This is a genomic window from Achromobacter sp. E1, assembly GCF_037039475.1.
Classification (GTDB): Bacteria; Pseudomonadota; Gammaproteobacteria; order Burkholderiales; family Burkholderiaceae_B; genus Achromobacter; species Achromobacter mucicolens.
This window is the reverse complement of sequence record NZ_CP146253.1, coordinates 5550362-5574024: the sequence shown is the minus strand read 5'-3', so window position 1 is coordinate 5574024 and position 23663 is coordinate 5550362. Positions and strand designations below refer to the sequence as shown.

At 65.3% G+C, this 23663-nt stretch carries 18 protein-coding genes, 1 tRNA gene and 1 riboswitch; of the genes, 12 read left to right on the top strand and 7 right to left on the bottom strand.

The window, feature by feature from the left end; all coding sequences use genetic code 11:
* Positions 1–27 precede the first annotated feature (27 nt).
* From V6V88_RS25680 to V6V88_RS25670, 3 genes are all read left to right on the top strand, one after another.
* Entirely contained in the window at positions 28–1218 is a 1191-nt protein-coding gene (locus V6V88_RS25680) for a GGDEF domain-containing protein (RefSeq protein ID WP_056319751.1), read from the top strand.
* A gap of 167 nt (positions 1219–1385) precedes the next feature.
* A complete protein-coding gene (locus V6V88_RS25675) occupies positions 1386–2105 on the top strand; it encodes a FadR/GntR family transcriptional regulator (RefSeq protein ID WP_056319752.1) in 720 nt (239 codons plus the stop codon).
* Positions 2102–3514, top strand: coding sequence for an FAD-binding oxidoreductase (locus tag V6V88_RS25670; RefSeq protein WP_338616959.1), 1413 nt, complete (start codon positions 2102–2104; stop codon positions 3512–3514). Before V6V88_RS25675 ends, V6V88_RS25670 begins: the two co-directional genes overlap by 4 nt.
* Before the next feature lie 1206 nt (positions 3515–4720).
* Here the strand turns inward: V6V88_RS25670 and thiC are convergent.
* Positions 4721–6634 (bottom strand): phosphomethylpyrimidine synthase ThiC, encoded by a 1914-nt coding sequence (gene thiC / locus V6V88_RS25665; protein WP_062838980.1) that lies wholly within the window; start codon positions 6632–6634, stop codon positions 4721–4723.
* Between the two features lie 64 nt (positions 6635–6698).
* Positions 6699–6807, bottom strand: a riboswitch (TPP riboswitch).
* Positions 6808–7029: 222 nt separating this feature from the next.
* Between thiC and V6V88_RS25660 the strand changes: the two genes are divergently transcribed.
* Positions 7030–7593, top strand: a complete 564-nt coding sequence (locus V6V88_RS25660) for a hypothetical protein (RefSeq protein ID WP_056320000.1) — start codon at positions 7030–7032, stop codon at positions 7591–7593.
* Positions 7594–7798: 205 nt separating this feature from the next.
* Here V6V88_RS25660 and V6V88_RS25655 read toward each other — a convergent pair whose 3' ends face one another.
* Positions 7799–8248: a helix-turn-helix transcriptional regulator gene (locus V6V88_RS25655; RefSeq protein ID WP_063952153.1), complete on the bottom strand. Its 450-nt coding sequence runs from the start codon at positions 8246–8248 to the stop codon at positions 7799–7801.
* A gap of 103 nt (positions 8249–8351) precedes the next feature.
* On the opposite strand from V6V88_RS25655, the gene V6V88_RS25650 reads away from it, so the two are divergent.
* Entirely contained in the window at positions 8352–9017 is a 666-nt protein-coding gene (locus V6V88_RS25650; protein WP_338616958.1) for a winged helix-turn-helix domain-containing protein, read from the top strand.
* Here V6V88_RS25650 and proB read toward each other — a convergent pair.
* The 5 genes from proB to V6V88_RS25625 all read right to left on the bottom strand — a co-directional run bounded on the left by proB (position 8986) and on the right by V6V88_RS25625 (position 13150).
* Positions 8986–10122 (bottom strand): glutamate 5-kinase, encoded by a 1137-nt coding sequence (proB, locus tag V6V88_RS25645; protein ID WP_056319998.1) that lies wholly within the window; start codon positions 10120–10122, stop codon positions 8986–8988. The genes V6V88_RS25650 and proB overlap by 32 nt on opposite strands.
* A gap of 55 nt (positions 10123–10177) precedes the next feature.
* Entirely contained in the window at positions 10178–11314 is a 1137-nt protein-coding gene (gene obgE, locus V6V88_RS25640; protein WP_056319997.1) for a GTPase ObgE, read from the bottom strand.
* Between the two features lie 201 nt (positions 11315–11515).
* Positions 11516–11776 (bottom strand): 50S ribosomal protein L27, encoded by a 261-nt coding sequence (rpmA, locus tag V6V88_RS25635; RefSeq protein WP_006389959.1) that lies wholly within the window; start codon positions 11774–11776, stop codon positions 11516–11518.
* 34 nt (positions 11777–11810) lie between these two features.
* A complete protein-coding gene (rplU, locus tag V6V88_RS25630) occupies positions 11811–12122 on the bottom strand; it encodes a 50S ribosomal protein L21 (RefSeq protein WP_006216228.1) in 312 nt (103 codons plus the stop codon).
* A gap of 269 nt (positions 12123–12391) precedes the next feature.
* Positions 12392–13150: an IclR family transcriptional regulator gene (locus tag V6V88_RS25625; protein ID WP_338616956.1), complete on the bottom strand. Its 759-nt coding sequence runs from the start codon at positions 13148–13150 to the stop codon at positions 12392–12394.
* A 136-nt stretch (positions 13151–13286) separates the two neighbouring features.
* Between V6V88_RS25625 and V6V88_RS25620 the strand changes: the two genes are divergently transcribed.
* The 7 genes from V6V88_RS25620 (at position 13287) to V6V88_RS25590 (ending at position 23648) form a co-directional block, all read left to right on the top strand.
* Positions 13287–14456: a fumarylacetoacetate hydrolase family protein gene (locus V6V88_RS25620; protein ID WP_280003322.1), complete on the top strand. Its 1170-nt coding sequence runs from the start codon at positions 13287–13289 to the stop codon at positions 14454–14456.
* 193 nt (positions 14457–14649) lie between these two features.
* Positions 14650–15615: an octaprenyl diphosphate synthase gene (gene ispB / locus V6V88_RS25615; RefSeq protein ID WP_062838984.1), complete on the top strand. Its 966-nt coding sequence runs from the start codon at positions 14650–14652 to the stop codon at positions 15613–15615.
* Between the two features lie 129 nt (positions 15616–15744).
* A tRNA-Pro gene (locus tag V6V88_RS25610) sits at positions 15745–15821 on the top strand.
* Between the two features lie 793 nt (positions 15822–16614).
* Positions 16615–17874, top strand: coding sequence for a nucleotide sugar dehydrogenase (locus tag V6V88_RS25605; protein ID WP_128829408.1), 1260 nt, complete (start codon positions 16615–16617; stop codon positions 17872–17874).
* A gap of 38 nt (positions 17875–17912) precedes the next feature.
* Positions 17913–20393, top strand: coding sequence for a hypothetical protein (locus tag V6V88_RS25600; RefSeq protein ID WP_223573457.1), 2481 nt, complete (start codon positions 17913–17915; stop codon positions 20391–20393).
* The gene (locus V6V88_RS25595; protein WP_179690527.1) at positions 20390–22447 is read left to right on the top strand and encodes a glycosyltransferase; all 2058 of its coding nucleotides are present in this window, start codon (positions 20390–20392) and stop codon (positions 22445–22447) included. Before V6V88_RS25600 ends, V6V88_RS25595 begins: the two co-directional genes overlap by 4 nt.
* A gap of 43 nt (positions 22448–22490) precedes the next feature.
* A complete protein-coding gene (locus tag V6V88_RS25590) occupies positions 22491–23648 on the top strand; it encodes a polysaccharide biosynthesis/export family protein (protein WP_223573453.1) in 1158 nt (385 codons plus the stop codon).
* Positions 23649–23663: the final 15 nt, after the last annotated feature.

The following is a 23663-nucleotide window of genomic DNA, read 5'->3' as shown; positions in this document are numbered from 1 at the left end:
CGGGTAGATGGTCATGGATATGACGGCGTGGATACAGGACTGAAGTTCAGCTTGCCCAAGTGGCGGCTGACGCGTTGGCTGACGCATTCCGGGCATGACACGCCGGCGGACATCCGCGCGGCGCTCATTGCCAGTCTGTTCGGCACGCTCCCCATTTTTGCCGGCGGGGTCATCAACACCCTGATGATCTCGGGCGTCGTCGCGTGGCGCCGGCCCGAACCGCTGTACGTCTCGTGGCTGATCCTGGAGATCGTGCTCGCGCTGGTGCGCGTCACGATTCTGCGCGCCGCCTTGCGGGCGGCCCCCAAGGGCGGCAATACCTATACCGATCTCTACATCCTGCTGGCGCTGCTCTGGGCGTTCAGCGTGGGCTATGGCGTGTTCGTCACCTTGCTGAACGGGGACTGGCTGGCGGCGACGCTGGCCGGCGTGTCGTGCGGCGCCATGGCGGGCGGGATCTGCTTTCGCAACTACGGCGCGCCCCGGCTGGTGGGCGCCATGATCTTCCTGAGCCTGGGCCCCATGTGCCTGGGCGCCCTGTTCACGGGCGAATGGGTGATGGCGATCGTCTTCATCCAGATCCCGTTTTATCTCATCAGCATGGTCATCGCCTCGCACCGGCTCAACCGGATTCTGGTGTCCACCATGTTGGCCGAACGCGACAGCGACCGGCGCGCCAGCGAAGACGCGCTGACCGGCCTGGCCAACCGCGCCGGCCTGCTGGCGGCGCTGGAGCGTGTGTGTTCCAGCGCGCGCGGCCACGACAGCGCCGCCGCGCTGCTGTACATGGACATGGACGATTTCAAGCGGATCAACGACACCCACGGACACGCCGGGGGCGACCAGGTGCTCAAGACCATCGCGGAGCGCATGCGGGCCATGCTGCGGGTGGACGACGTGGCCGCAAGAATCGGCGGTGACGAATTCATCGTCCTGGTCACCGGCATCGACGCCACGGCCGCGCTGCGGCTGGGCGAGCATCTGCTGCGCGACGTCTCGCAGCCCATCACGCTGGCCGACGGCAACCGGGTCTGCGTGGGGCTGTCCATCGGCATCTCGATCATGTCGGGCGCCAACCGCACCCCGCAAGGCGCGCTGGATTCCGCCGACGCGGCGCTGTACCGGGCCAAGGCGCAGGGCGGCCGTTGCTGCGTGGTCGACCAAGGCCAAGTCATCGCCGAAAGCGAAGGCCTGCAAAGCGCGTCGGTCGCCGCTTGAAGCGACGGCGCTCGCCCGCCGCGGGCGTGCGGGGCCGAATCTGTCCAAATCTGGACGCCGTTCACTGATTTCCGCGCTTCACCACCACGGCATACGGGCCATATGACCGGGGCTCTGAAACAATTAAAGTTATCAGATAACCTGAAAAATCTGCCTATAATCCGCTCATGTTGACCAAGAGCCTCACCCTGACCGAGCAGGTCGCCCGCCAACTCGCCAGCGAGATCGCCGACGGCATCCACGCCGTCGGCGCCAAGCTGCCGTCCGGCCGTGTGCTGGCCGAGCAGTACGGCGTCAGCGCCGCCGTCATCCGCGAAGCCACGGAACGCCTGCGTGCGCAGGGCCTGATCCAGAGCCGGCAGGGATCGGGCAGCACGGTCGTTTCGCGAACGGGCGCGCAGGGCTTTCAGGTGTCCACCGGCATTGCGGTTGACCGCGACAAGCTCGCCAACGTCTACGAACTGCGCATGGAGCTGGAAGGCGGCGCGGCCGCGCTGGCTGCGGTTCGCAGCACGGCGTCGGACCTGGACGCCATGGCGTCGGCCCTCGCCTCGCTTCAGGCCCATCTGGACCACCCCGAGGCGGGCGTCGAACACGACATCGCCTTTCACGTCGCCATCGCGACCGCCACGCACAACAGCTACTACCAGGACCTGCTGCAATACCTGAACCTGCAGCTGCGCCTGGCCGTCAGCACCGCCCGGTCAAACAGCCGCCTGCAGGAAGGCCTGACCGCCGCCGTGCACCAGGAACACGTCGCCGTGTTCGAGGCCATCCGCGCGCGCGATCCGGACCGCGCCCGCCAGGCCGCCATCCGCCACCTGCAGCAAGCCGCCGGCCGCCTGCAACTCGATCTTCTCTTTCCCGCTGCATCCCACATCTCATGAGCGCAACCGACTTTTCTCAACGGCTGGCCCAGGCCCTGGGCCCCGATACCGTGTTCGCCGACCCGGCGGACATCGCCCCGTGGCTGTCCGACTGGCGCGGCCTGTATAACGGCCAGGCCCAAGCCGTCGTGCGCCCGCGCACGACAGCCGAAGTCGCCACATGCCTCGCCCTGTGCCAGGAAGCCGGCGTGCCGGTCGTGCCGCGCGGCGGCAACACCGGCCTGTGCGGCGGCGCCACGCCCGACGGCGGCGCCAACAACGTCGTCATCAGCCTGGACCGCATGAATGCGGTGCGCGCCATCGACACCGTCGCCAACACCATGGTTGCCGAGGCCGGCGCCATTCTCGGCAACCTGCGCCGCGCGGCCCAGGACGCCGGCCGCCTGCTGCCGCTCAGCCTTGCTGCGGAAGACTCCAGCCAGATCGGTGGCAACGTCGCCACCAATGCCGGCGGCGTAAACGTGGTGCGCTACGGCATGGCCCGCGAACTGGTCCTCGGCCTGGAAGCGGTGCTGCCCACCGGCGAAATCTTTCACGGCCTGCGCACCCTGCGCAAGGACAACACCGGCTACGACCTCAAGCAGTTGCTCATCGGGTCGGAAGGCACGCTCGGCATCATCACCGCCGTCGCGCTGCGCCTGTACCCGCGCACCGACGTGCGCTCCGTCGTGCTGGCCGCCGTCGAATCCCCGGCGCAGGCGCTGCAACTGTTCGAGATCCTGTTCGAACAATGCGGCGCACGCCTGCAAGCCTTCGAATTCTTCACCGGCGATTGCCTGGACCTGGTGCTGACGCACGCCGAGGGCGTGCAGGAGCCCTTCGAACAACGCTACCCGGCCTACGTGCTGGTGGAACTGGCCGACACCACCGACGAGGCCGCGCTCAACACGCTGCTCGAAAACGTCATCGGCACGGCGCTTGAACGCGGCCTGTGCCTGGACGCCGCGGTATCGGCGTCACTGGCCCAATTGCAGACGCTGTGGAAGCTGCGCGAGGAAATCTCCGAAGCCCAACGCGCCGACGGCCCCCACCTGAAGCACGACGTGTCGCTGCCGATCGAGCGCATCCCCGACTTCATGCAGTCGGCCGAAGCGCGCGTACGCGCCCTGTACCCCGACATCCGCCCGTTCATCTTCGGCCACTTCGGCGACGGCAACCTGCACTACAACCTGTCCCGCCCGGCAGGCGCAGACCGCAACTGGGTCGCGGAGCATGGGGCGGCGATCACGGATGCGGTGTTGGATGAAGTGAATCGCTATGGGGGGAGTATTTCGGCTGAGCATGGAATTGGACAGCTCAAGCGTGAGCATTTCCTGCATAGCAAGGATGCTGTGGAGTTACGGTTGATGCGGGAGATCAAGAAGGTGATGGATCCTGCGGGGATTATGAATCCTGGGAAGTTGTTGTAGGCGTTGGTTTGGATCTTCGGGGGTGGACGGAGCTTTGTCGTGGCGTTAGATCTTCGTGGTTGCTTTAGATCTTTGTAGTTGCAGCGGATCTGCGTAGGTCGGATCTTCATAGGTGCAGCGGATCTACGTAGTTGCCGCGGATCTTCGGGGGGGGCACGGAGCTTGTCGTGGCTTTAGATCTTCGTAGTTGCATCGGATCTTCGTAGGTCGCCCGACGCCGCGGTCACCGTGGGCACGATCGCCCACGATTGCGGTCCGGAGCCTTCGCTCCGGACTTGCCTAGGCGGCCCCCCCCTTCGTCATCTTCGTCCGCCTTCGGCTCCCTTCAGATTCCCTCGGGCGCATCGACGGCGCTCGCACCCACGGTGCCCGCGACGCCGTGCTGCGAGGGTCTTTGGTATGTGGCGCTTCAAGACCTGTGGACAGGGCAGGAGATCTTCGGGGCCGCCGAATTGCTGCCGCCCGGGCGGCGGCAATCGGCATACGGGCGTCTGGTCGTCGGGGCGATGCGCGCTTGCGCGCTGGCCGGGATCGGCTTGCTAATGGTGCTCTCCGACGGGGGAGGGGCGGTGATGGGCGGCGCGCGTCGACGGCCAGCTACAACCTGCCCACCTCTACGCGCGCCGCCCATCGAGCACTGGAGTTCAATTGACGATCAATGGCGGTCGTGCGGGAACTTGGCGAGCGCGTTTGCTGCTGCCGGTGTCTGACACCCTCGGGAGGTGAACCCGGCATGAAGTGCCTCTCACCAGGGTGTCAGACACCTTGAGAGGAAGCAGCCACACGCGAAGCGTCATAGCGACGACGCAAGACACCGCGTAAGCCCACGAAGGCCGCCCGCGCGGCCGCCCGGGGGCGGGCACCGCAAGACGTTTCTCTTCCAACCGACTGCGTGCAAGAACGTTAAAAACCCGACTCGCCCCGCCGTCCGTAAAGATTAAGCGGCAGAGCCCGGTGTGGCGTGGGCCTGGGGCGGGCGGGGCGTTTAGATGCGCCCGGCGGAAACCGAAGGGAGCCGAAGGCGGACGAGGTTGAGCGCGGGGCAGTCCGGAGCGAAGGCTCCGGACCGCAATCGTAGCCCCGCCCGCCCCAGGCCCACGACGCGCCGGGCGTCTAAAGAACCCGATCCACCGCAAGCCGCGCCGCAAGCCGCAAGCCGAATGCAGCAACCCCTTCACTCCATCAACCTAAATCCCCGCCAACAAATCACTGCCGGTGATAAACCTCACTCCCTTTCCGCACAAACTCCACCGACTTTTCCTGCATCCCCTTAGCCAGCGCTTCCTTCTCGCTAACCCCCTGAGCCGCCGCATAATCCCGCACATCCTGCGTGATCTTCATGCTGCAGAAATGCGGGCCGCACATCGAGCAGAAGTGCGCCACCTTCATCGAATCCTTAGGCAGCGTCTCGTCGTGGAATTCCTTCGCCGTATCCGGATCCAGGCCCAGATTGAACTGATCGTCCCAGCGGAACTCGAAGCGCGCCTTCGATAGTGCGTTGTCGCGGATCGCCGCGCCCGGATGACCCTTGGCCAGGTCCGCCGCATGCGCCGCGATCTTGTACGTGATGATGCCGTCCTTCACGTCCTTCTTGTTCGGCAGTCCCAGGTGTTCCTTCGGCGTCACGTAGCAGAGCATCGCCGTGCCATACCAGCCGATCAGCGCCGCGCCGATGCCCGACGTGATGTGGTCGTAGCCGGGGGCGATGTCCGTCGTCAGCGGGCCCAGCGTGTAGAACGGCGCCTCGTGGCAGTGTTCCAGCTGCAGCTCCATGTTTTCCTTGATCATCTGCATCGGCACATGACCCGGGCCTTCGATCATCACCTGCACGTCGTGCTTCCACGCCACCTGCGTCAGCTCGCCCAGCGTCTTCAGTTCCGCAAACTGCGCCTCGTCGTTTGCGTCGTAGCCCGAGCCCGGACGCAGGCCGTCGCCCAGCGAGAAGCTCACGTCGTACGCCTTCATGATTTCGCAGATCTCTTCGAAGCGTTCGTACAGGAAGCTCTCCTTGTGATGCGCCAGGCACCACTTGGCCATGATCGAGCCGCCGCGCGACACGATGCCCGTCATGCGGTCCGCGGTCATCGGGATGAACGGCAGGCGCACGCCTGCGTGGATCGTGAAATAGTCCACGCCTTGTTCGGCCTGCTCGATCAGCGTGTCGCGGAAGATCTCCCAGGTCAGGTCCTCGGCCTTGCCGTCCACCTTTTCAAGTGCCTGGTAGATCGGCACCGTGCCGATCGGCACCGGCGAGTTGCGGATGATCCACTCGCGGGTTTCGTGGATGTGCTTGCCGGTCGACAGGTCCATCACCGTGTCGCCGCCCCAGCGGATCGCCCACGTCATCTTTTCCACTTCCTCGCCGATGCCCGAGCTGACCGCGGAATTGCCGATGTTTGCGTTGATCTTCACCAGGAAATTGCGGCCGATGGCCATCGGCTCCACTTCCGGGTGGTTGATGTTGGCGGGGATGATCGCGCGGCCGCGGGCGACTTCGGCACGCACGAACTCCGGCGTGATGGCGGCGGGGATGGCCGCGCCGAACGATTGGCCCGGGTGCTGGCGCAGCAGGCGCTTGACCATTTTTTCGCCGTCGGGGCCGCTGTCGCGCAGCGTTTGCAGGTAGTGCTCGCGGCGCAGGCTTTCGCGGATCGCCACGTATTCCATTTCCGGCGTGATGATGCCGCGGCGCGCGTAGTGCATCTGCGAAACGTTCGCGCCGGACTTTGCGCGGCGCGGCGGGCGCTGCAGGTCAAAGCGCATCGCCGTCAGCTTCGGATCGGTCAGGCGCGACTTGCCGTAGTCGCTGGTCGGGCCGGACAGCAGCTCCGTGTCGCCGCGTTCCTCGATCCACGCGCGGCGCAGTTCCGGCAGGCCGCGGCGGATGTCGATCTTGACGTCCGGGTCCGTGTAGGGACCGCTACAGTCATACACCGTCAGCGGCGGATTTTTTTCGCCGCCGAACATCGTCGGCGTGTCGTCCTGTTCGATCTCCCGGAAGGGGACCCGGATGTCCGGGCGTGAGCCCACTTCATACACGCGGCGTGATTTGGGCAGCGGTGCGACGGCCGCAGCGTCGACTTCGGCGGTCGCGGCCAAAAATTTGGGATTTGCGTTCATGGAAAGCTCCAAGCGAGTGGTTGGAGCCGATCGGGATGGACTCCCGCCCAGGACGTGCGAAGACGCGTGGCGGGAATACGCTCCCAGCATCGGCATTATCCGTACTGGTACGAAGGGACTCTCTCAACACGTCGCCGCCGTCGATGGCGGGACGAGTACCCCTGCGTGAACGCGCAGTATAGAGCCAAGCAGACGCGGCGCATTGAACAATCTGCGAGCACCCTCGCAACCCGCGCGGATAGGGCTTTTGAACGAGGCTGGTATTACTGCTTTACATTTGGATTCAGTCTAGACAGACACCGCCATGCAGGTTCGGTACACTTTTTTCCACACGCCGCGTGTACAGTCTTAGAGTCTTACCGTCCGGCATCAGCCCACTTAAGAAGGAATCGAGCATGCAACTGAACCTACGCACATTGGCGCCCGCCCTCGTAGTCGTGACATTGGCGCTAGCGGGTTGCAAGACGGCCCCGACTAAGACGTCCGACGCCACGGCCACGCCCCCGGCGGGCCAGCAATCGACCACGCCCGCGGCCGCCGCGCGCGTGGATTTCTATCTGGCCAAGCGCGAACCCGGCGCCGGCCTGCGTGAAGTGAACCTGCCCGACGGCAAGCTCTATCTGCAGGAAACGCCCGTGCTCACGCGCGCCGACCTGACCGATGCCGCCGCGCTGGTGGATCGCCAAGGCCAGAACTTCGTGGGTCTGCGCTTCTCCGAAGCCGGCACCCGCAAGCTGACCGCCGTCAGCACCGCCAACGTCGGCAGCGTGCTGGCCCTGGTGATCGATCAGGAACTGGTTGCCGCGCCGCTCATCGGCGAGCCCCTGAACCGTGGCGTCCTGGCCTTTGGCGTGCCCTCGGCCCAGGCGGCCTCCGAAATCGCCGCGCGCATCCGTGGCGATGCCGTGCCCGCCGCAGGCGGAACGGCACCCGCGCCGGCACCCGCTGCCAAGCCCTGATCTCGGGGTGCGCAAAAAAACCGGCTTACGTGGCCGGTTTTTTTTCGTCTGCGTTGTTGTCTTGGAGGGGACATTCAACGTGCGCGCCAGGCGTCCACGCGAACGGGACAAATTAGTCCGTTCGATTCGGCTCGCAGTGTCGTGATCTTGAAGCGTTGCCCCCGGCGCGGTCCGGTGTGTCGCGGGCCGCGGGCAGAGGCCGCGATCAGCCGATCTTGCGGCCGCGCGGCTTGATGCCGCGGCGAAGCAGTGTCGTTTCGATGAAGGTCTGGGTTAACGCTTCGAGCATTGCCCGTTCATCGGGCGTCAGCGATTCGAATTGCGACGGTGAAATGTTGGGATAGGGCCACGGCGCCAGCGGACGGGGCCGGCCGCCGGGGCGCGGCGCCGACTCGGAAACGCCTGATACTGGCAAAGTATTGCTCAGGTCGTAGGCGTCCAGGGGAAGCTCCATGGGACCCTTGCCGGTTTCCAGCCATTCGACTTCGATCTTCAACACCTGAGCCAGCTTGCGCGCGGATCGGCTTGAATGCCGCAGACCACTTTCGTAGCTGCCGATCGCGCTTTGCGAGATGCGCACCAGACGGGCGAGCGCCTTCTGCGTGTGGCCACGAAGAAGACGCGCATGCTTCAGTCGGTCTGAGAATGTTTTCACAGGGCGATTGAAGCTTGCCGATCTGTCACGTTGGTGGATATAAATAACACTAGGGTGATAACAGAGGGAAGGTCGCATGTGGGAGCGGGGCAGCGTATTTATCGTGCGATCCGAGGACATGGCGGGGTGGCGGCTGGCCAGTGCGCTGCGCCAATTCGACTGGGACACGCGCGTCTTTGCATCGGTGGACGCCCTGCTCGAACACGTGTCCGGTGACGCGCCGGATCTGCTTGTCGTGCAAGGGCCTTGCGACGGCAAGGCCGATCTTGTTGACCGCGTGCGCCAAGCCGCGCCGGGTGCGCGGGTGGTGTGGCAGGACGGCGGCGCCACCACGGCGCAGCGCGCGGCAGCGCTGGACGCAGGGGTCGACGCCTGCGTGCCGCCGGACATGGAACTCCTGGAGTGGGACGCGCTGCTGCGCAGCCTGTGCCGGCGCGCGCGGTGCGGACCGGGCGACTGGCGCGTCGTGGCATTTGGCCGCATGCTGGTGGGCCCCCGCGGCGAACGCCTGCCGCTTACCCTTCGCGAGCGCGCCGTTCTCATCCGGTTGTTCAATGCGCCCGGCCACTGTCTTCATCGCGAAAGCTTCTTTCCGGCGCAAGCGCGCGATCCCCTGGACAGCGCAAGGCGCGTGGACGTGGTCGTGTCCCGGCTGCGCAACAAGGCGCGCCGGTTCAATATCGATCTTCCGTTGCTGGCGGTGCGGGGGTGGGGATATATCCTGCTGCCGCGCCTTCCTACAGCACGACCAGATTGTCCCGGTGCATGAGCTCGGGTTCGGTCATGCTGCCCAGGATGCGCGCGATCTGCGACGAAGGCTGGCGCAGGATGCGGCGCGTGTCGGCCGACGAATAATTGATCAGCCCGCGGGCGCATTCATGGCCCTGGCTGTCGACGCAGGCCACGACGTCGCCGCGGCCGAATTCGCCTTCCACGTCGGTCACGCCGATAGGCAGAAGGCTCTTGCCTTCGCGCAGCAGCGCCTGCACGGCGCCGTCGTCCAGCACCACGCGGCCACGCAGGCGCAGGTGATCGGCCAGCCACTGCTTGCGCGCCGACCACACCGGCACGACCGCCTGCAGTTCGCTGCCGATGCACTCGCCCTGGGCCAGGCGCGTCAGCACATTGCGTTCGCGGCCCGAGGCGATGACGGTGTGCGCGCCGCTATGGGCCGCGCGCTTGGCGGCCAGCACCTTGGTCAGCATGCCGCCGGTGCCGATGCCGCTGCCCGCGCCACCCGCCATGGCTTCCAGCGCGGGGTCGCCCGCCTGGGCGTGCGACATGAACTTGGCTTGCGGATTCTTGCGCGGGTCGGAGTCGTACAGGCCGCGTTGGTCCGTCAGGATGACCAGCGTGTCGGCTTCGATCAGGTTGGTGACCAGCGCGCCCAGCGTGTCGTTGTCGCCCAGCCGGATTTCGTCGGTCACGACCGTGTCGTTTTCGTTCACGATGGGCACGACACCCAAACGCAGCAGGGCAAACAGCGTGCTGCGCGCGTTCAGGTAGCGGTGGCGATCGGCCAGGTCTTCGTGGGTCAGCAAAATCTGCGCGGTGCGCAGGCCGTGTTCGGCGAAGGCGGCCTCGTAGGCCTGACACAGTCCCATCTGGCCCACGGCTGCCGCGGCCTGCAGTTCGTGCATGACGGACGGGCGCTTGCGCCAGCCCAGGCGCGCCATGCCTTCCGCGATGGCGCCGCTGGATACCAGCACGATCTGCTTGCCCTGCTTGTGCAGGGCGGCGATCTGCGCGGCCCAGTGGGCGACCGCGGCGCGGTCCAGGCCTCGGCCTTCGTTGGTGACCAGCGATGAGCCGACTTTGGCGACGATGCGCTGGGCGTGGGTGACGACGGAAACGGCAGGTGATTCAGCAGACATGATGGCGGCCGGCTGCGGCGAAAAAAAGCGTAATCGAAAGGACTGCGATTATGGCTTATTCGTTACCGCCGCGCGGCGCGGCCGGCTTGTCCGCGTCGGTGCGCGTGTCGTCAAAGCGCGGGTCCGGCGCCACGTAGGTGCCTTCGGCCTGATCCTGCGCAAGCTGTTCCTTTTCGCGCTCGGCGTCCAGGTAGTCCTGCAGCGCGTAGATCAGGTCCTGCGTGCCTTCGCCCGACAGGCCCGAGATGCCGAACACCGGACCGGTCCAGCCGTAGAGCTCAAGGAAGCGGCGTTTGGTGTCCTCGGGGTCCGGCACCATGTCCAGCTTGTTCAGGATCAGCCAGCGCGGCTTGGCGGCCAGGTCGGCGTCATAGCGGCGCAGTTCCTCGACGATGGCGCGCGCATCGGCGACGGCCTGCTCGACGGGATCGGCGTCCGGATCCGGCGTGGACACGTCCACCAGGTGCAGCAGCACGCGGGTGCGCGCCAGATGGCGCAGGAACAGGTGGCCCAGGCCGGCGCCTTCGGAGGCGCCTTCGATCAGGCCCGGAATGTCGGCCACGACGAAGCTGCGCGACGGCGACGTGCGCACGACGCCCAGGTTCGGGTGCAGCGTGGTGAAGGGGTAGTCCGCGATCTTCGGCTTCGCATTGGAAATGCGGGTGATCAGCGTCGATTTGCCGGCGTTGGGCAGGCCCAGCAGGCCCACGTCGGCCAGCACCTTCAGTTCCATGCGCAGGTAGCGGTGTTCGCCTTCCTTGCCGGGCGTCCATTGCTTGGGCGCGCGGTTCACGCTGGACTTGAAATGGATGTTGCCCATGCCGCCCTGGCCGCCGGCGGCCAGCACCACCTTTTGTTCGTGCTTGTTCAGGTCGAACAGGACTTCGCCGGTTTCGGCGTCATGGATGATCGTGCCCACGGGCACGCGCAGGGTGATGTCCGGGGCGGCAGCGCCGTATTGGTCCGAGCCGCGGCCGTTTTCGCCGTTCTTGGCGCGGTGCAGGCGTGCGTAGCGGAAGTCGATCAGCGTGTTGATGTTGCGATCGGCCACCGCGTAGATGGTGCCGCCACGGCCGCCGTCGCCGCCGTCGGGGCCGCCACGGGGAATGAATTTTTCGCGGCGAAAGCTCGCCACGCCATTGCCGCCTTTGCCGGCGACCACTTCAATGGTGGCTTCGTCTACGAATTTCATGGTGTATGCGCGTGTAGTGGGTGAGGGCGGGCGTCCACACGGGGAGCCGCCGGGAGGCAAAAGAGAGCTTACTCGCCAATTGCCTTCAAACAAAAAAGCCCTGCCGCACGCGACAGGGCTTTTGCCGTTCGGGAACTGCGGCGGACCGCGTCCCAGACCGTATGCGACCGCGGACGTGAAGTCCGCGGGCTTGCCAACCGATTACTCGGCAGCGACGATCGAAACGGTCTGCTTGTTCAATGCGCCCTTGAAGCCGAATTGAACCTTGCCGTCGACCAGCGCGAACAGGGTGTGGTCCTTGCCCATGCCGACGTTCACGCCAGCGTGGAAGCGAGTACCGCGCTGACGCACGATGATCGAACCAGCGGGAATCAATTCGCCGCCGAATGCCTTGACGCCCAGACGCTTCGATTCTGAGTCGCGTCCGTTCCGCGTAGAGCCGCCGCCCTTTTTCTGTGCCATGTTTAGCTCCTGCTAAGTGGTACCGAGTCGCTTCTTAAGCCGTGATGGCTTCGATGCGGATTTCGGTGTAGTTCTGACGGTGGCCCTGACGCTTCTGATAGTGCTTGCGACGGCGCATCTTGAAGATCTTGACCTTGTCGTGGCGGCCTTGCGCAAGAACCGTTGCCTTGACCACGGCGCCGGAGACGAGGGGCGTGCCAACTTTCAGTTGGTCGCCTTCGCCCACGGACAGCACTTGGTCCAGGGTGATTTCTTGCCCAATGTCAGCCGGTATCTGTTCTATCTTGAGTTTTTCGCCAGCGGCAACGCGATACTGCTTGCCACCGGTTTTTACGACCGCGTACATGGGGTATTCCTTAAATAGGTAAATGGGTTCGTTCGTGCTGCCTGCCCTGCTGGGCAAGAATGCCGTGCTGGCCTGCCGTACCAGTGCTGGTACTAGCGCTTGTACTAGCCGCAAATCCGCTGAATCAGGACTTGCGATGATGCCAGGCGGCGTGCACGAACAACCGACGTAATTCGGCCATTGCTGACCGAATCCGAGATATTAGCCCGGGACTTTTGGAAAGTCAAAAAGCTGTTGCAGGCTAAGGGCTTAGGTGTGGCGTGCAGGCTTCAGGCGCCCGGAATCACGCGCAGCGCAATGTCGCGCGCCACGCGGCGGATGCCTTCCGTGGCGGCTTGCCGGTGGGCGTCGTCCAGGCGGTCGGTGGGGATGGACGTGCTGACCGCCACCCGCTTGCCCAGGGGCGTCACGCCTACAAAGGCCGCAAAGCACACGAGACCGGTGGTGACTTCTTCCCGGTCGTGGGCCAGCCCGTGGCGCCGCACGTCGTCCAGTTCGCGGTGCAGGTGGGCGGCATCGGCGATCGTGCGGTCGGTGACGCGGGGCAGGGTCTCGGGCAGCCGGGCGGCCAGGTCGTCGGGCGGCAGGCTGGCCAGCAGGGCCTTGCCCAGCGCGCACGCGTGTGCGGGCAGCCGCAGACCCAGGTCCGACACCAGGCGCACGGGCCGGCGCGCGTCCTCCCGGGCCAGGTAGACCACATCAAAGCCATCGAGCGCGGCCAGTTGCACGACCTCGTTGCAGCGGGCCACGAAGGCGCCGGCCGCCTGATGAAAGGCCGTCTGAAGCCCGTCGTGGCGCAGGTACGCCGCGCCGAGGGCCATCAGTTCCAGTCCGACGATATAGCCGCCGTCCAGGCGCTCGACCCAGCGGCGTTGCTCAAGGCAGTCCAGCAGCAGGTACAGCGTGCTCTTTGGCATCTGGCAGGCGCGGGCCAGCTCCGCGGCCTTTACCGGAGCGGGGCGGCCGGCCAGCACGCGCAGGATGTCGTGGGTGCGGCGGATGGCGGGAACGTCGTAATCGGCGGCCATGATTCCAATATGTTGGACAGATATGCAAGATGTTGGACATGATAAATGAAGTCTCCTAGACTGGCTGCGCCTTGCCGGGTCAGCCGGCACAGAACACGAGCCCGCCGCCGGCAGGGCACCAACGCGAGGAGACGTCATGAACCCCAACAATCTGCTGCCCGCCGATCTGTCCGATGCCTTGCTCGTGGGCCGCGTGTGGCGGCCCGATCCCGTCGGCGGCCCGAGCGTGGTCGTGGTGCGTGGGGGAGAGGTCGTCGATATCACGGCCACGGCGCCGACCGTGTCCGACCTGCTGGACCATCCCGACCGCGTGTCGCTCGCGCGCCAGGCCAAGGGCGAATCCCTGGGCGACGCGCACGCGCTCATGGATGCCACGCTGCAAGGCGAGCATGGGCCGCGTCTGCTGGCGCCCTGCGACCTGCAGCCGGTGAAGGCGGCGGGCGTCACGTTTGCCATCAGCCTCTTGGAGCGCCTGATCGAGGAAGAGGCGGGCGGCGACGCCGGCCGCGCCGATGAAATCCGCGTGCGCATGCAGGCGCTGATCGGCTCCGATCTGTCCCGGCTGCGCCCGGGATCGCCCGAGGCCATCCGCCTGAAAGCCGAAATGCTCGAGCGCGGGCAGTGGTCGCAGTATCTGGAAGTGGGTATCGGCCCCGACGCCGAAGTCTTCTCCAAGACGCCGCCCATGGCCTCGGTGGGCTTTGGCGCGCGGATCGGCGTGCTGCCCGAGTCGCAGTGGAACAATCCCGAACCCGAGATCGTGCTGGCCGTCGACAGCCGGGGCGAAGTGGTCGGCGCCACGCTGGGCAACGACGTGAACCTGCGCGACATCGAAGGCCGCAGCGCGCTGCTCCTGACCAAGGCCAAGGACAACAACGGCTCCTGCGCCATCGGGCCGTTCATCCGGCTGTTCGATGGCGGATTCACGCTGGACAGCGTCCGGGGGGCCGATGTCTCGCTGCACATCGAAGGTCCCGACGGTTTCACGCTGGATGGCGTCAGCCACATGCGCGAGATCAGCCGCGACCCGCTGGACCTGGTGCGCCAGACCCACGGCGCGCACCATCAGTACCCCGACGGCTTCATGCTGTTCCTGGGCACGATGTTCTCGCCCACCAAGGATCGCAAGGGGCCGGGCACCGGGTTCACGCATGTGGCGGGTGACCGGGTCGTCATTGCCTCGGAGCGCCTGGGCGCGCTCGTGAACGAGGTGCAGCTGTCCACGGAAATCCCGCCCTGGACCTTCGGCGTGCGCGCGCTCTACGCGAACCTGATGGCGCGCGGCCTGCTGGCGCGCGGGCGCTGATCCGGCCGGGGGATCCGACCGGCTGATCCGACCGGCGCGGGGCGCCTGGCGCCGGGCTGCGCGGCCCGGGCCGCCGGCGGCCGGACTTCCCGCGCACTCCCCGTATAATCCGTGGTCGAATCCCCCGCCGACCGCTGGCGGGCCCAGCGGTAAGAGCCGTTACGCGGCTCGCTTCACACTTGTCGGATACGTCTTGAATCTCCCCGCGCTCATTGCCCCCATTGCTGACGATATGAAAGCCGTCGACGCGGTTATCCGCGAGCGGCTGAATTCCGAAGTGGTTCTGATCCGCACGATTGGCGACTACATCATTGGGGCGGGCGGCAAGCGCATGCGCCCGGCCATGGTGCTGATGGTGGCGCGCGCGTTGGGCTACGAAGGCACCCATCACCAGCTGCTGGCCGCGGTGGTGGAATTCATCCACACCGCCACGCTGCTGCACGATGACGTCGTCGACGAATCCGACCTGCGCCGCGGCCGCGAAACCGCCAACGCGGTGTTCGGCAACGCGGCCAGCGTGCTGGTGGGCGACTACCTGTACTCGCGATCGTTCGAAATGATGGTCGAGGCCGACTCGATGCGCATCATGAGCATCCTGTCCGAAGCCACCACCGTGATCGCCGAGGGCGAGGTGCTGCAGCTTCTGAACGTGCATGACCCGGACGTCTCGCAAGAGCGCTATCTGCAGGTGGTGCGCTACAAGACGGCCAAGCTGTTCGAGGCCGCCGCCCAGGTGGGCGCCGTGCTGGCGGGCGCCACGCCCGAGCAGGAAGCCGCCGCCGCCGCCTATGGCCGCCACGTGGGCACCGCGTTCCAGCTGGTCGACGACGTGCTGGACTACAGCGGCGACGCCGCCGCCCTGGGCAAGAACGTGGGCGACGACCTGCGCGAGGGTAAGCCGACCCTGCCGCTGATCCGCGTCATGGAAGTGGGCACGCCTGAGCAGCAGCAGCTGATCCGCGACGCCATCAAGACGGGCGACGCAGACTTCGCTGCCGTGGCCGCTGCCATCCAGGCCACCGACGCGCTGGAACACGCCCGCCAGGCCGCCGTGGCCGAAGCCGATCGGGCACGCGAAGCCCTTTCGATCTACCCCATTTCCCCTTTTCAAAATTCTCTGTTAGAATTCTGCGCTTTCGCGGTGAATAGAGATCGCTAGCCAAAAACGGCGGCGAGATCGGCAGAAAGTTCACCAGGAAAGTGCAGTAAGCAGTAGCAGTAAGTGAAGTAATGTTTGGCGGTAGGAATGTTTGGCGGTACTGAGCATCGCTGAATAAGTTGTCAAGATCGGGGCGTAGCTCAGCCTGGTAGAGTACTGCGTTCGGGACGCAGGAGTCGGAGGTTCGAATCCTCTCGCCCCGACCACTTCATGTGGTCGAGAATTCATGAAGGTGTTTCCCGACACCTTTGGCTGAAAGCCGGTATCGCGCAAGCGTTGCCGGTTTTTTTGCATTTGCGCGGGTAAATGCAAAAACTATTTCACAGCGGCCGGTGTCTGACACCCTTCAGCGGCCGGTGTCTGACACCCTTGAGTCACTGCGTCTAGCCCGAAGTCATTTCGCTTGGGTGTCAGACACCTTGTACACCTTGTATGGCGAGACTTTCCGAATCGCCTGCCGAATTATTCAAGGCCTGGCCATTTCCTGGCCATTTATTACCGGGCGATGAAAACCCTGGCATGTCTCGTGCTGATAGGGTGCGTGCTGATCCCCAGTTTGGTGCGGATTTTTATATTGCCTCACGCAATAACCTAATAAGCAGCCGATCTGGATAACGATTTTTCAGTTTGGTTAAAACGGACCAAGAAAAACGTCTTTTCATATTTGATTACATTACTCGCAGTTTTGATGTTGCGGTTTGTGTAATGAATGTAATTTTTCTAGGGATTTCCCGTGTTTATTACGGGTTGTCCTGATTTATTTCCGCAGCAATAAAAATATTTAGAAAAAAGTTTGCTGTTCGACCCCTCTACGATGCCCAGGCTCGCTACCCAGTCCGTTAACGGGGTACCGAGCCAAATTCATTTTTAGCGATACGTCCGCCCCTATACGGCAACAGTATTTCGGCCTTATGTCGATTTACTCGCTTTGGGGCGTCGATTTCTAGTGTCTGCGACACGACGAAAACAGTGAGGTCCCCCGTGGTAAAGAGAATCGCAGTGTGTGGCCTTGGATATGTTGGCCTGCCCGTGGCAGTGGCATTTTCCAGGCGCTTTGATGTCATCGGTTTTGACGTGGACAAGCGGAGAATCGCACGGCTGAAAGAGGGTGATGACTGGACCGGCGAGATCGAACGCGACGTATTGCTTGCCTCCCCCATGCAGTTCACCGACCAGTTGTCCGAACTGGAAGGCTGCGACTTTTTCGTGGTCGCCGTCCCGACGCCCGTCGACGAGAAGAACAACCCCGACTTTTCCCTGCTGGTCCGCGCGTGCCAATCGCTTGGCCCCGTGCTGCGTCCGGGCTGCATCGTGGTCTTCGAATCGACCGTCCACCCCGGCGCCACCGAGGAAATCTGCGGTCCCGAGCTGGAAAAGGCGTCTGGCCTGCGCTGCGGCGTCGACTTCAAGCTGGGCTACAGCCCCGAGCGCATCAACCCGGGCGACCGCGAGCATCCGCTTGAGAAGATCGTGAAGATCGTTTCCGGCCAGGACGAGCAATCGCTGGAAGTCATTGCCGGCGTGTACGAGCAGATCATCGATGCCGGCGTGCACCGCGCATCCTCCATCAAGGTGGCCGAAGCGGCCAAGGTGCTGGAGAACACGCAGCGCGACATCAACATCGCGCTCATGAACGAGATGTCCAAGATCTGCGGCCTGGTCGGCATCCGCACGTCGGAAGTCCTGGCCGCGGCCGGCACCAAGTGGAACTTCCTGAAGTTCACCCCCGGCCTGGTGGGCGGTCACTGCATCGGCGTGGACCCCTACTACCTGACGTCCAAGGCCCAGGAACTGGGCTACCACCCCGAAGTCATCCTGTCCGGCCGCCGCATCAACGACGGCATGGCCGCGCATGTGGCTTCGCGCCTGGTGCAGCAACTGGCGCGCAACGGCCGCCTGAACGCCTCCACCCGCGTCGGCATCCTGGGCATGACGTTCAAGGAAAACGTGCCCGACATCCGCAATTCGAAGGTCGTCGATCTTTACAACGCGCTTGGCCAGTACGGCATCACGCCGGTGGCGTGCGACCCCATGGTCGATCCGGAGCAGATGGACCACGAATACGGCATCAAGCTTGTCGGCCGCGACCAGTTCCGCGACATGGACGTGCTGATCCTGGCGGTGCCGCACCGCGAAACCATGGAAACCATCTGGGAAGACCTGCCGCAGCTCGTCAAGAACGGCGGCATGGTGTGCGACTTGAAGTCCGTCCTGGACCCCAAACGGCTGCCGGCCGACCTCTTGTACTGGACTCTGTAGTTCAGGCGCGTAATCCATACCTACAGGAGAGACCCTGAATGACTGCTTTCACTATCGCTCCGATCGGAACCTGCCGCATCCATACGCCGCTGCGCGATGCCGTGGGCCGCTACCCGATCAAGCTTCAACTCGGCCGCAACTACGGTTTCGTGCACACGGCCGCCGAAGCGCTCCAGCAGGCCCGTTTCATGTTCGGCCAAAGCGACATCCCCGCCGACGTGCAGCGCCTGATCTTCCGTCCGTCCAATGGCGAGCAGGCTCGCCGCGGCACGCACAAGCCGGCCGACCTGTACATGGTCGAGCTGTCCTCGCGCAAGCTGCTGACCATTGACGGCCATCCCATCCAGTCCAATTACCTGGGCCGCTATTTCAGCGAGTTCTTCGCCGACCGCACGCGCACCCGCGCCTTCTGGTCCATGGCCGCCACCGACCGCCTCGCCGAACGCCGCGCGCAGCTCGATCAGGACCCGGTCTTCAAGAGCCTGAGCGCGGAAGACCGCGACCTGCTCGCCCGCATCGTCAAGCGTGACCAGACGGACGAGGAGATCGAGCAGGAGATGCGCCAGCTCGTCGAGCTGCTGGGCCGCGACAAGATCGTGTTCGTCACCCACGTGAATGCCCTCACGCCGGACAACGTGCCGATCGAACAGCGCCAGCAGCTGATCGCCGCCATTACCGCCGCCGCGCAGCGTATCGGGGTGCCGTGCTACGACCCGACGCCGCTCATGAACAAGATCGGCCAGGCCGAGGCGATGGAAGACGGCGGGCTGGACCTGACCCACTACACGCCGGTCTTCGCCGAGCGCCTGTACACGGACTGGTTCAAGAATTTCATCCGGCCGCGCATGAGCTCCTCGACCCCGCAGACCGCCGTGCCCAAGCTGGGCGCTGAGGAAAGCGTCGAGCGCATCGAGAAGCTGTGGGACTCGGGCGAACTGCGCGAAGCCTCGCGCCGTGTGCGCGACGTGCTGCGCCGCTACCCGGGCCTGCCGGATCACGTGGTGCTGTTTGCGCGCATCCAGGAAGAGCTGGGCGACTACGAAGGTTCGCTGGCGCTCCTGACCAGCGCCGACGGCACCCTGGCCTCGGGCAGCAAGGCCGAGCAGATCCTGATGCGTAACCAGTTCAAGCTGGGCCGCTACGACGTGGCGTACTCGCTGGCAGCCGGCCTGCTGGGCGACGAAATCGAAACACCGGAAATCGTCCGCATCGCGGCGGTGTCCGCGGGCCACCTGGGCTATGTCGACGAAAGCCTGGGCAACTGGAAGCAGCTGTTCCGCATCAGCGCGGCGGGCGACGCCATGTCGCTGGAGGCGGCCGACACCGTGCTGTCGCTGTTGCAGACGGGCGGCGACATGGAAGCGGCGATTCGCTGGGTCCAGGAAGTCCGCGCGGCCAATCCCGGCTACGGTCGCGGCTTCGCGGTCCTGTGGCGCGACCGCCTGCTGGCCGGCGACCGCGACGCGCTGCGCGATCTGGCGAACGAGCAGCCCAAGCTGGAAGAGGGCGACGCGCTGGAATTGGTCAAGGAAGCCTCGTGGCGCGGTTGCATCGTGGCCGCGGCGACGCTGGCGGCCTCGTGCAACCTGGCCAAGAGCGAGCAGGAAGACATCAGCGGCTGGCTGCAGGCGCAATCGGCGACGTGGGCCGAAGAAGGCAACCGCGCGCTGGAGGAAGGACGCCTGCGCGATGCGGCCGAACGCATCTGCGCGCACCGTCTGCTCAACCCCGACGCGCTGACCGGCGCACGGGCGCAGCGTGCATTCGAACGCGCCATGCGCCTCGGCGCGCGGGCCGCGCTGGTGGCGGGCAACCACAAGGAAGTGATCGACCTGACCAACCTGGCCATCGACACGAACGTGGACTTCCCCGAGCTGCACGCCATGCGTGGCCGCGCCGCCGACGCGCTGGGCGACAAGAAGACGGCCATGCGCCATCTGGAAGTGGCCGCCGCCGGCGAGTCCGCCCCGTTCAGCACGAAGCTGCACTTTGCCCGCGTGGCCTTCAATGGCGGCTGGTTCGGTGAAGCCATCGACGCCTACAAGGACGTGCTTGCCCACCCGGGCGCCGACCAGAGCGCCAAGGACGAAGCCGAGCGCCAGTTGGGCCGCCTTGGACCGCGCGCCATCCGCGGCGCCCGCGAGCTTCTGTCGAATGGCGATCATCAGGGCGCATGGAAGCTGCTGGATCGCGTGGCCCAGTCGTGGCCAGGCATGCCGGAGGTCGATCACGAGAAGCGCCGCATCCTGGCCTATCTGTACGCCGAGGCGCGCGCCCTGGATTCGTCCAGCACGACCGAACGCCTGGCGCTGGGCGAACGTATCGTCTCGCTCGTGCCTGACGATCCCATCGGCCTGCGTCTGGCCGCGGTGGGCGCGATGCGTCTGCACCGGTTCGAACAGGCCCTGCCGTACTGGAAGACGCTGCAGGAGCGTTCCGAGAACCCGGCGCAATACGACAGTTACATCGAGCGCTGCCTCGCGTGGATCGAAAAGATCAACCGGAGAAAGGCAGCATGAATCCGCCACTGATTACCGAGCGAGCGGACGCCAAGTCCGAACTTCAGCAAGTTCAAGCGCAGTTGGAGGAAATCGTTGCGGCATCGGTGCGGGTTCAAGTCGCTCAGGAAAACCTGGCGCGGGCCAAGGAGCTTGCCCGCGGCCACATGCAAGACTCGAAGGTCCGGTTCCTGCTGCTTCGCCTGCAGGAATCGGCGGGCCTGAACGAAGGCATGGCCGAGCAGTGGACGACGCTGCTCGAGGAATGCCCGGATGACCTGCAGATCGTGCGCTATTGCGCGACGCGGCTGGTGAAGGAGCGGCACCTGGACGACGCCATGGCGCTGGTCGACCGTCACCTGCCCGCGTCCACGACGAATCCGGACCGCCTGTTCGCGCGGGCCAAGCTGCTGAGCGACATCCGCGCGCACGAGCAGTCCGACGCGCTGTTCCGCAGCCTGATCTCGCAGCACACGGACCGCAACATGCGCGTGGAGTTCGCCAAGCGCCTGCGCAAGCGCGGGCTTCTGGCGGACGCCTGGGAGGCGATCGCGCCGGTGGCCAAGCACCTGACCCCAGGCAGCAAGGCGGCCGAGCTGGCCGAAGGGCTGGCCAGCGACTACGCGTTCTATCAGCGTTTCGAATCCGAGGAGGCCTTGGCCGGCAAGGACGTGCGCATCATTTCGATGAAGCACGCGATCCTGCATTTCCGCAATCGCAAGCTTGCCGAGAACACGCCGGAAAAGGCCGTGTCGGTGGCGCTGGTCACCGGCAGCCTGGGACCGGGCGGGGCCGAGCGCCAGCTGACCCGCCTGGCCGGCGAACTGACCCGTCTGGCCGCTTCGCCGGAACAGCAGCCGCCCGACATCCTCATGCGCCCCAAGAAGGTCGAGGTGCTGGTCAAGCAGCACACCGAACCGTCCGGCGTGTCCAAGAAGCAGGATGATTTCTTCCTGCCGGTGCTCATCAAGGCGCAGATTCCCGTCACGGAGATCAACCGCCTGCCGGCGATCTCGGTGGCGCACCAGGCCCTGCCCGAAGGCAGCCTGGGCCGCCTGCTGGAGCAGCTGCCGCCGCCCGTGCACTACGGCGTGACGCGGCTGGCGCCGGTGCTGCGCGCGAACCGGTTCGACGTGGTGAGCCTGTGGCAGGACGGCACGTGCCTGTTCGGCGCCCTGGCCGCGCTTCTGGCCGGCACGCCGACCATCCACCTGGTGTTTCGGGGCCTGCCGCCGAACATCCGCAAGGACCGGTTCCGCGAAGAGTATCCCGAGCTGTACCAGGCGCTGGCCCAGGTGCCCGGCGTGGTGTTCGTCAGCAACAGCCGCAAGGCCGCGGAGGCGTATGCCGAGTGGCTGGACCTGCCGCTCGAGCGCTTTCACATCCTGTACAACGGCGTGCCCGACCTGGCGACCGATGCGTCGGACGCCGATAAGGAAAAGTGGGAAGCCTTCGAGGCCCGCACCCAGGACGCCACGGAAACGATTGGCGGCGTGTTCCGCCTGGAACCCGACAAGCGTCCGCAGCTCTTCATCAAGCTGGCGGCGCTTTACCTGAAGGAGCGGCCGCAGGCGCGCTTTTTCCTGGTTGGCGACGGGCGCCTGCGCGAGAACATCGAAGCGCTGGCGCAGGAACACGACGTCCTGGACCGGTTGCTGCTGGTGGGCCTGTCGAACCACGTGGGGTTCTGGTATTCGAAGATGGACGCCAGCGTGCTGCTGTCGCGATATGAAGGCCTGCCGAACGTCCTGATCGAGGCGCAGCTGCTGGGCGTGCCGGTGATTTCCACGCCGGCGGGCGGGGCAGAGGAGTGTTTCGTCGAGGACGAAACGGGCCACCTGCTCAGCGACGTCGATCACCCCGACATGCACGAGGCGTACAAGAAGGTCTTGAACATGGTGGACCAGGTGCGCAGCAATGCGGACCTGCGGGCGCACAGCCGCCAGCGGGCGCAGAAGCTGTTCTCGCTGGATGCGATGCTGACCAAGTTCATGAGCATCTGCATGCCCGCCATGACCGAGTCCCAGAACGACGAGCGCATCGACGTGGCGCCCCAGCGCCGCATGCTTGCGTAATCGGCAGTTGTTCTTTTTCAAGTTGTTGACGCTGAAGGATCTTATGCAAATGAACGTCCCGGCCCTGGGATCGCGGCGACACGCGACCCTTGCCCTGCTGCTTCTGGCAGCGCTGACACTCTCGGGTTGCCAGCTCCCACGGTCCGGCCCGATGCTCAGCGAAATGACCGGCGCTCACGATGACAAGGACGTCATCGTGATGCCCGTGTCGCGTGAACTGGCGCAAAAGAGCAGGGTGCCCGACGTGGCCGATTTCCCTGTTCGCTACCGCGATCTGACGCAAGCCGGATTCGACAAGCTGGTGCCGGGCGACGGCATCAACGTGCGCGTCTGGGAACGCGGCGGGCTGGGCGTGTTTGCCACGGACCCCTCCGGCGTCAGCGACCTGGGCAACCAGGAGATCGATCGTTCGGGCCATGTCTCGTTCCCGATCATCGGCAAGTTCCGCGCCGAGGGCATGACGCTTGGCCAATTGCATGACGCCATCGTGGCGCGCCTGAGCAAGCTCGTGGTCGGCGCGGACGTCAGCGTCACGCGCGCGGCCGATGCGCGCGGCCAGATGGTGACGGTGCAGGGCAACCTGACCAAGCCCGGCATGTACCCCATCACGCAGACCGCCCAGCGCCTGAGCAGCGCGCTGGCGCAGGCCGCGCCGGTACAGACCAATCCCGAGCAGCTCATCATCAGCCTGCGCCGCGACAATCAGGTCGCCTCGGTGCGGCTGGCGGACATCTACCGCAATCAGAACAACGACATTCTTCTGCGCTCGGGCGATGTCATCACCGCCTACGATGCCAAGGAATACCTGACCGTGCTGGGCGCGGCCGGCCAGCAGGGCCGGGTCGAGATCAGCAAGCGCAACTACAGCGTGCTGGACGCGCTGGCCGATTCGCGCGGCCTGGACGACAAGCTGGCCGACCCGCGGTCGGTGTTCCTGTTCACGCCCGCGAGGGCGGGGGCCGAAGGCAAGCCGGACTTGCTGCCCGTCGTTTACCAATTCGACCTTACGCGGCCGGAGCAGGTGGCGCTGGCGCGCGAGTTCACGGTGCATGAAGGACAGGCGATCTATATCTCGGACGCGCCGTTCACGCAGGTGCAGAAGGTGTTGTCGGCCTTCCGCGTCACGATGAGCGCCGGCTTCAGCGCCACGCGAGCCATCGACAGCGATTCGGGCGGCGGTTCGACCGGCGTAGCCCAGTAGCGCGTCCATGAGCGT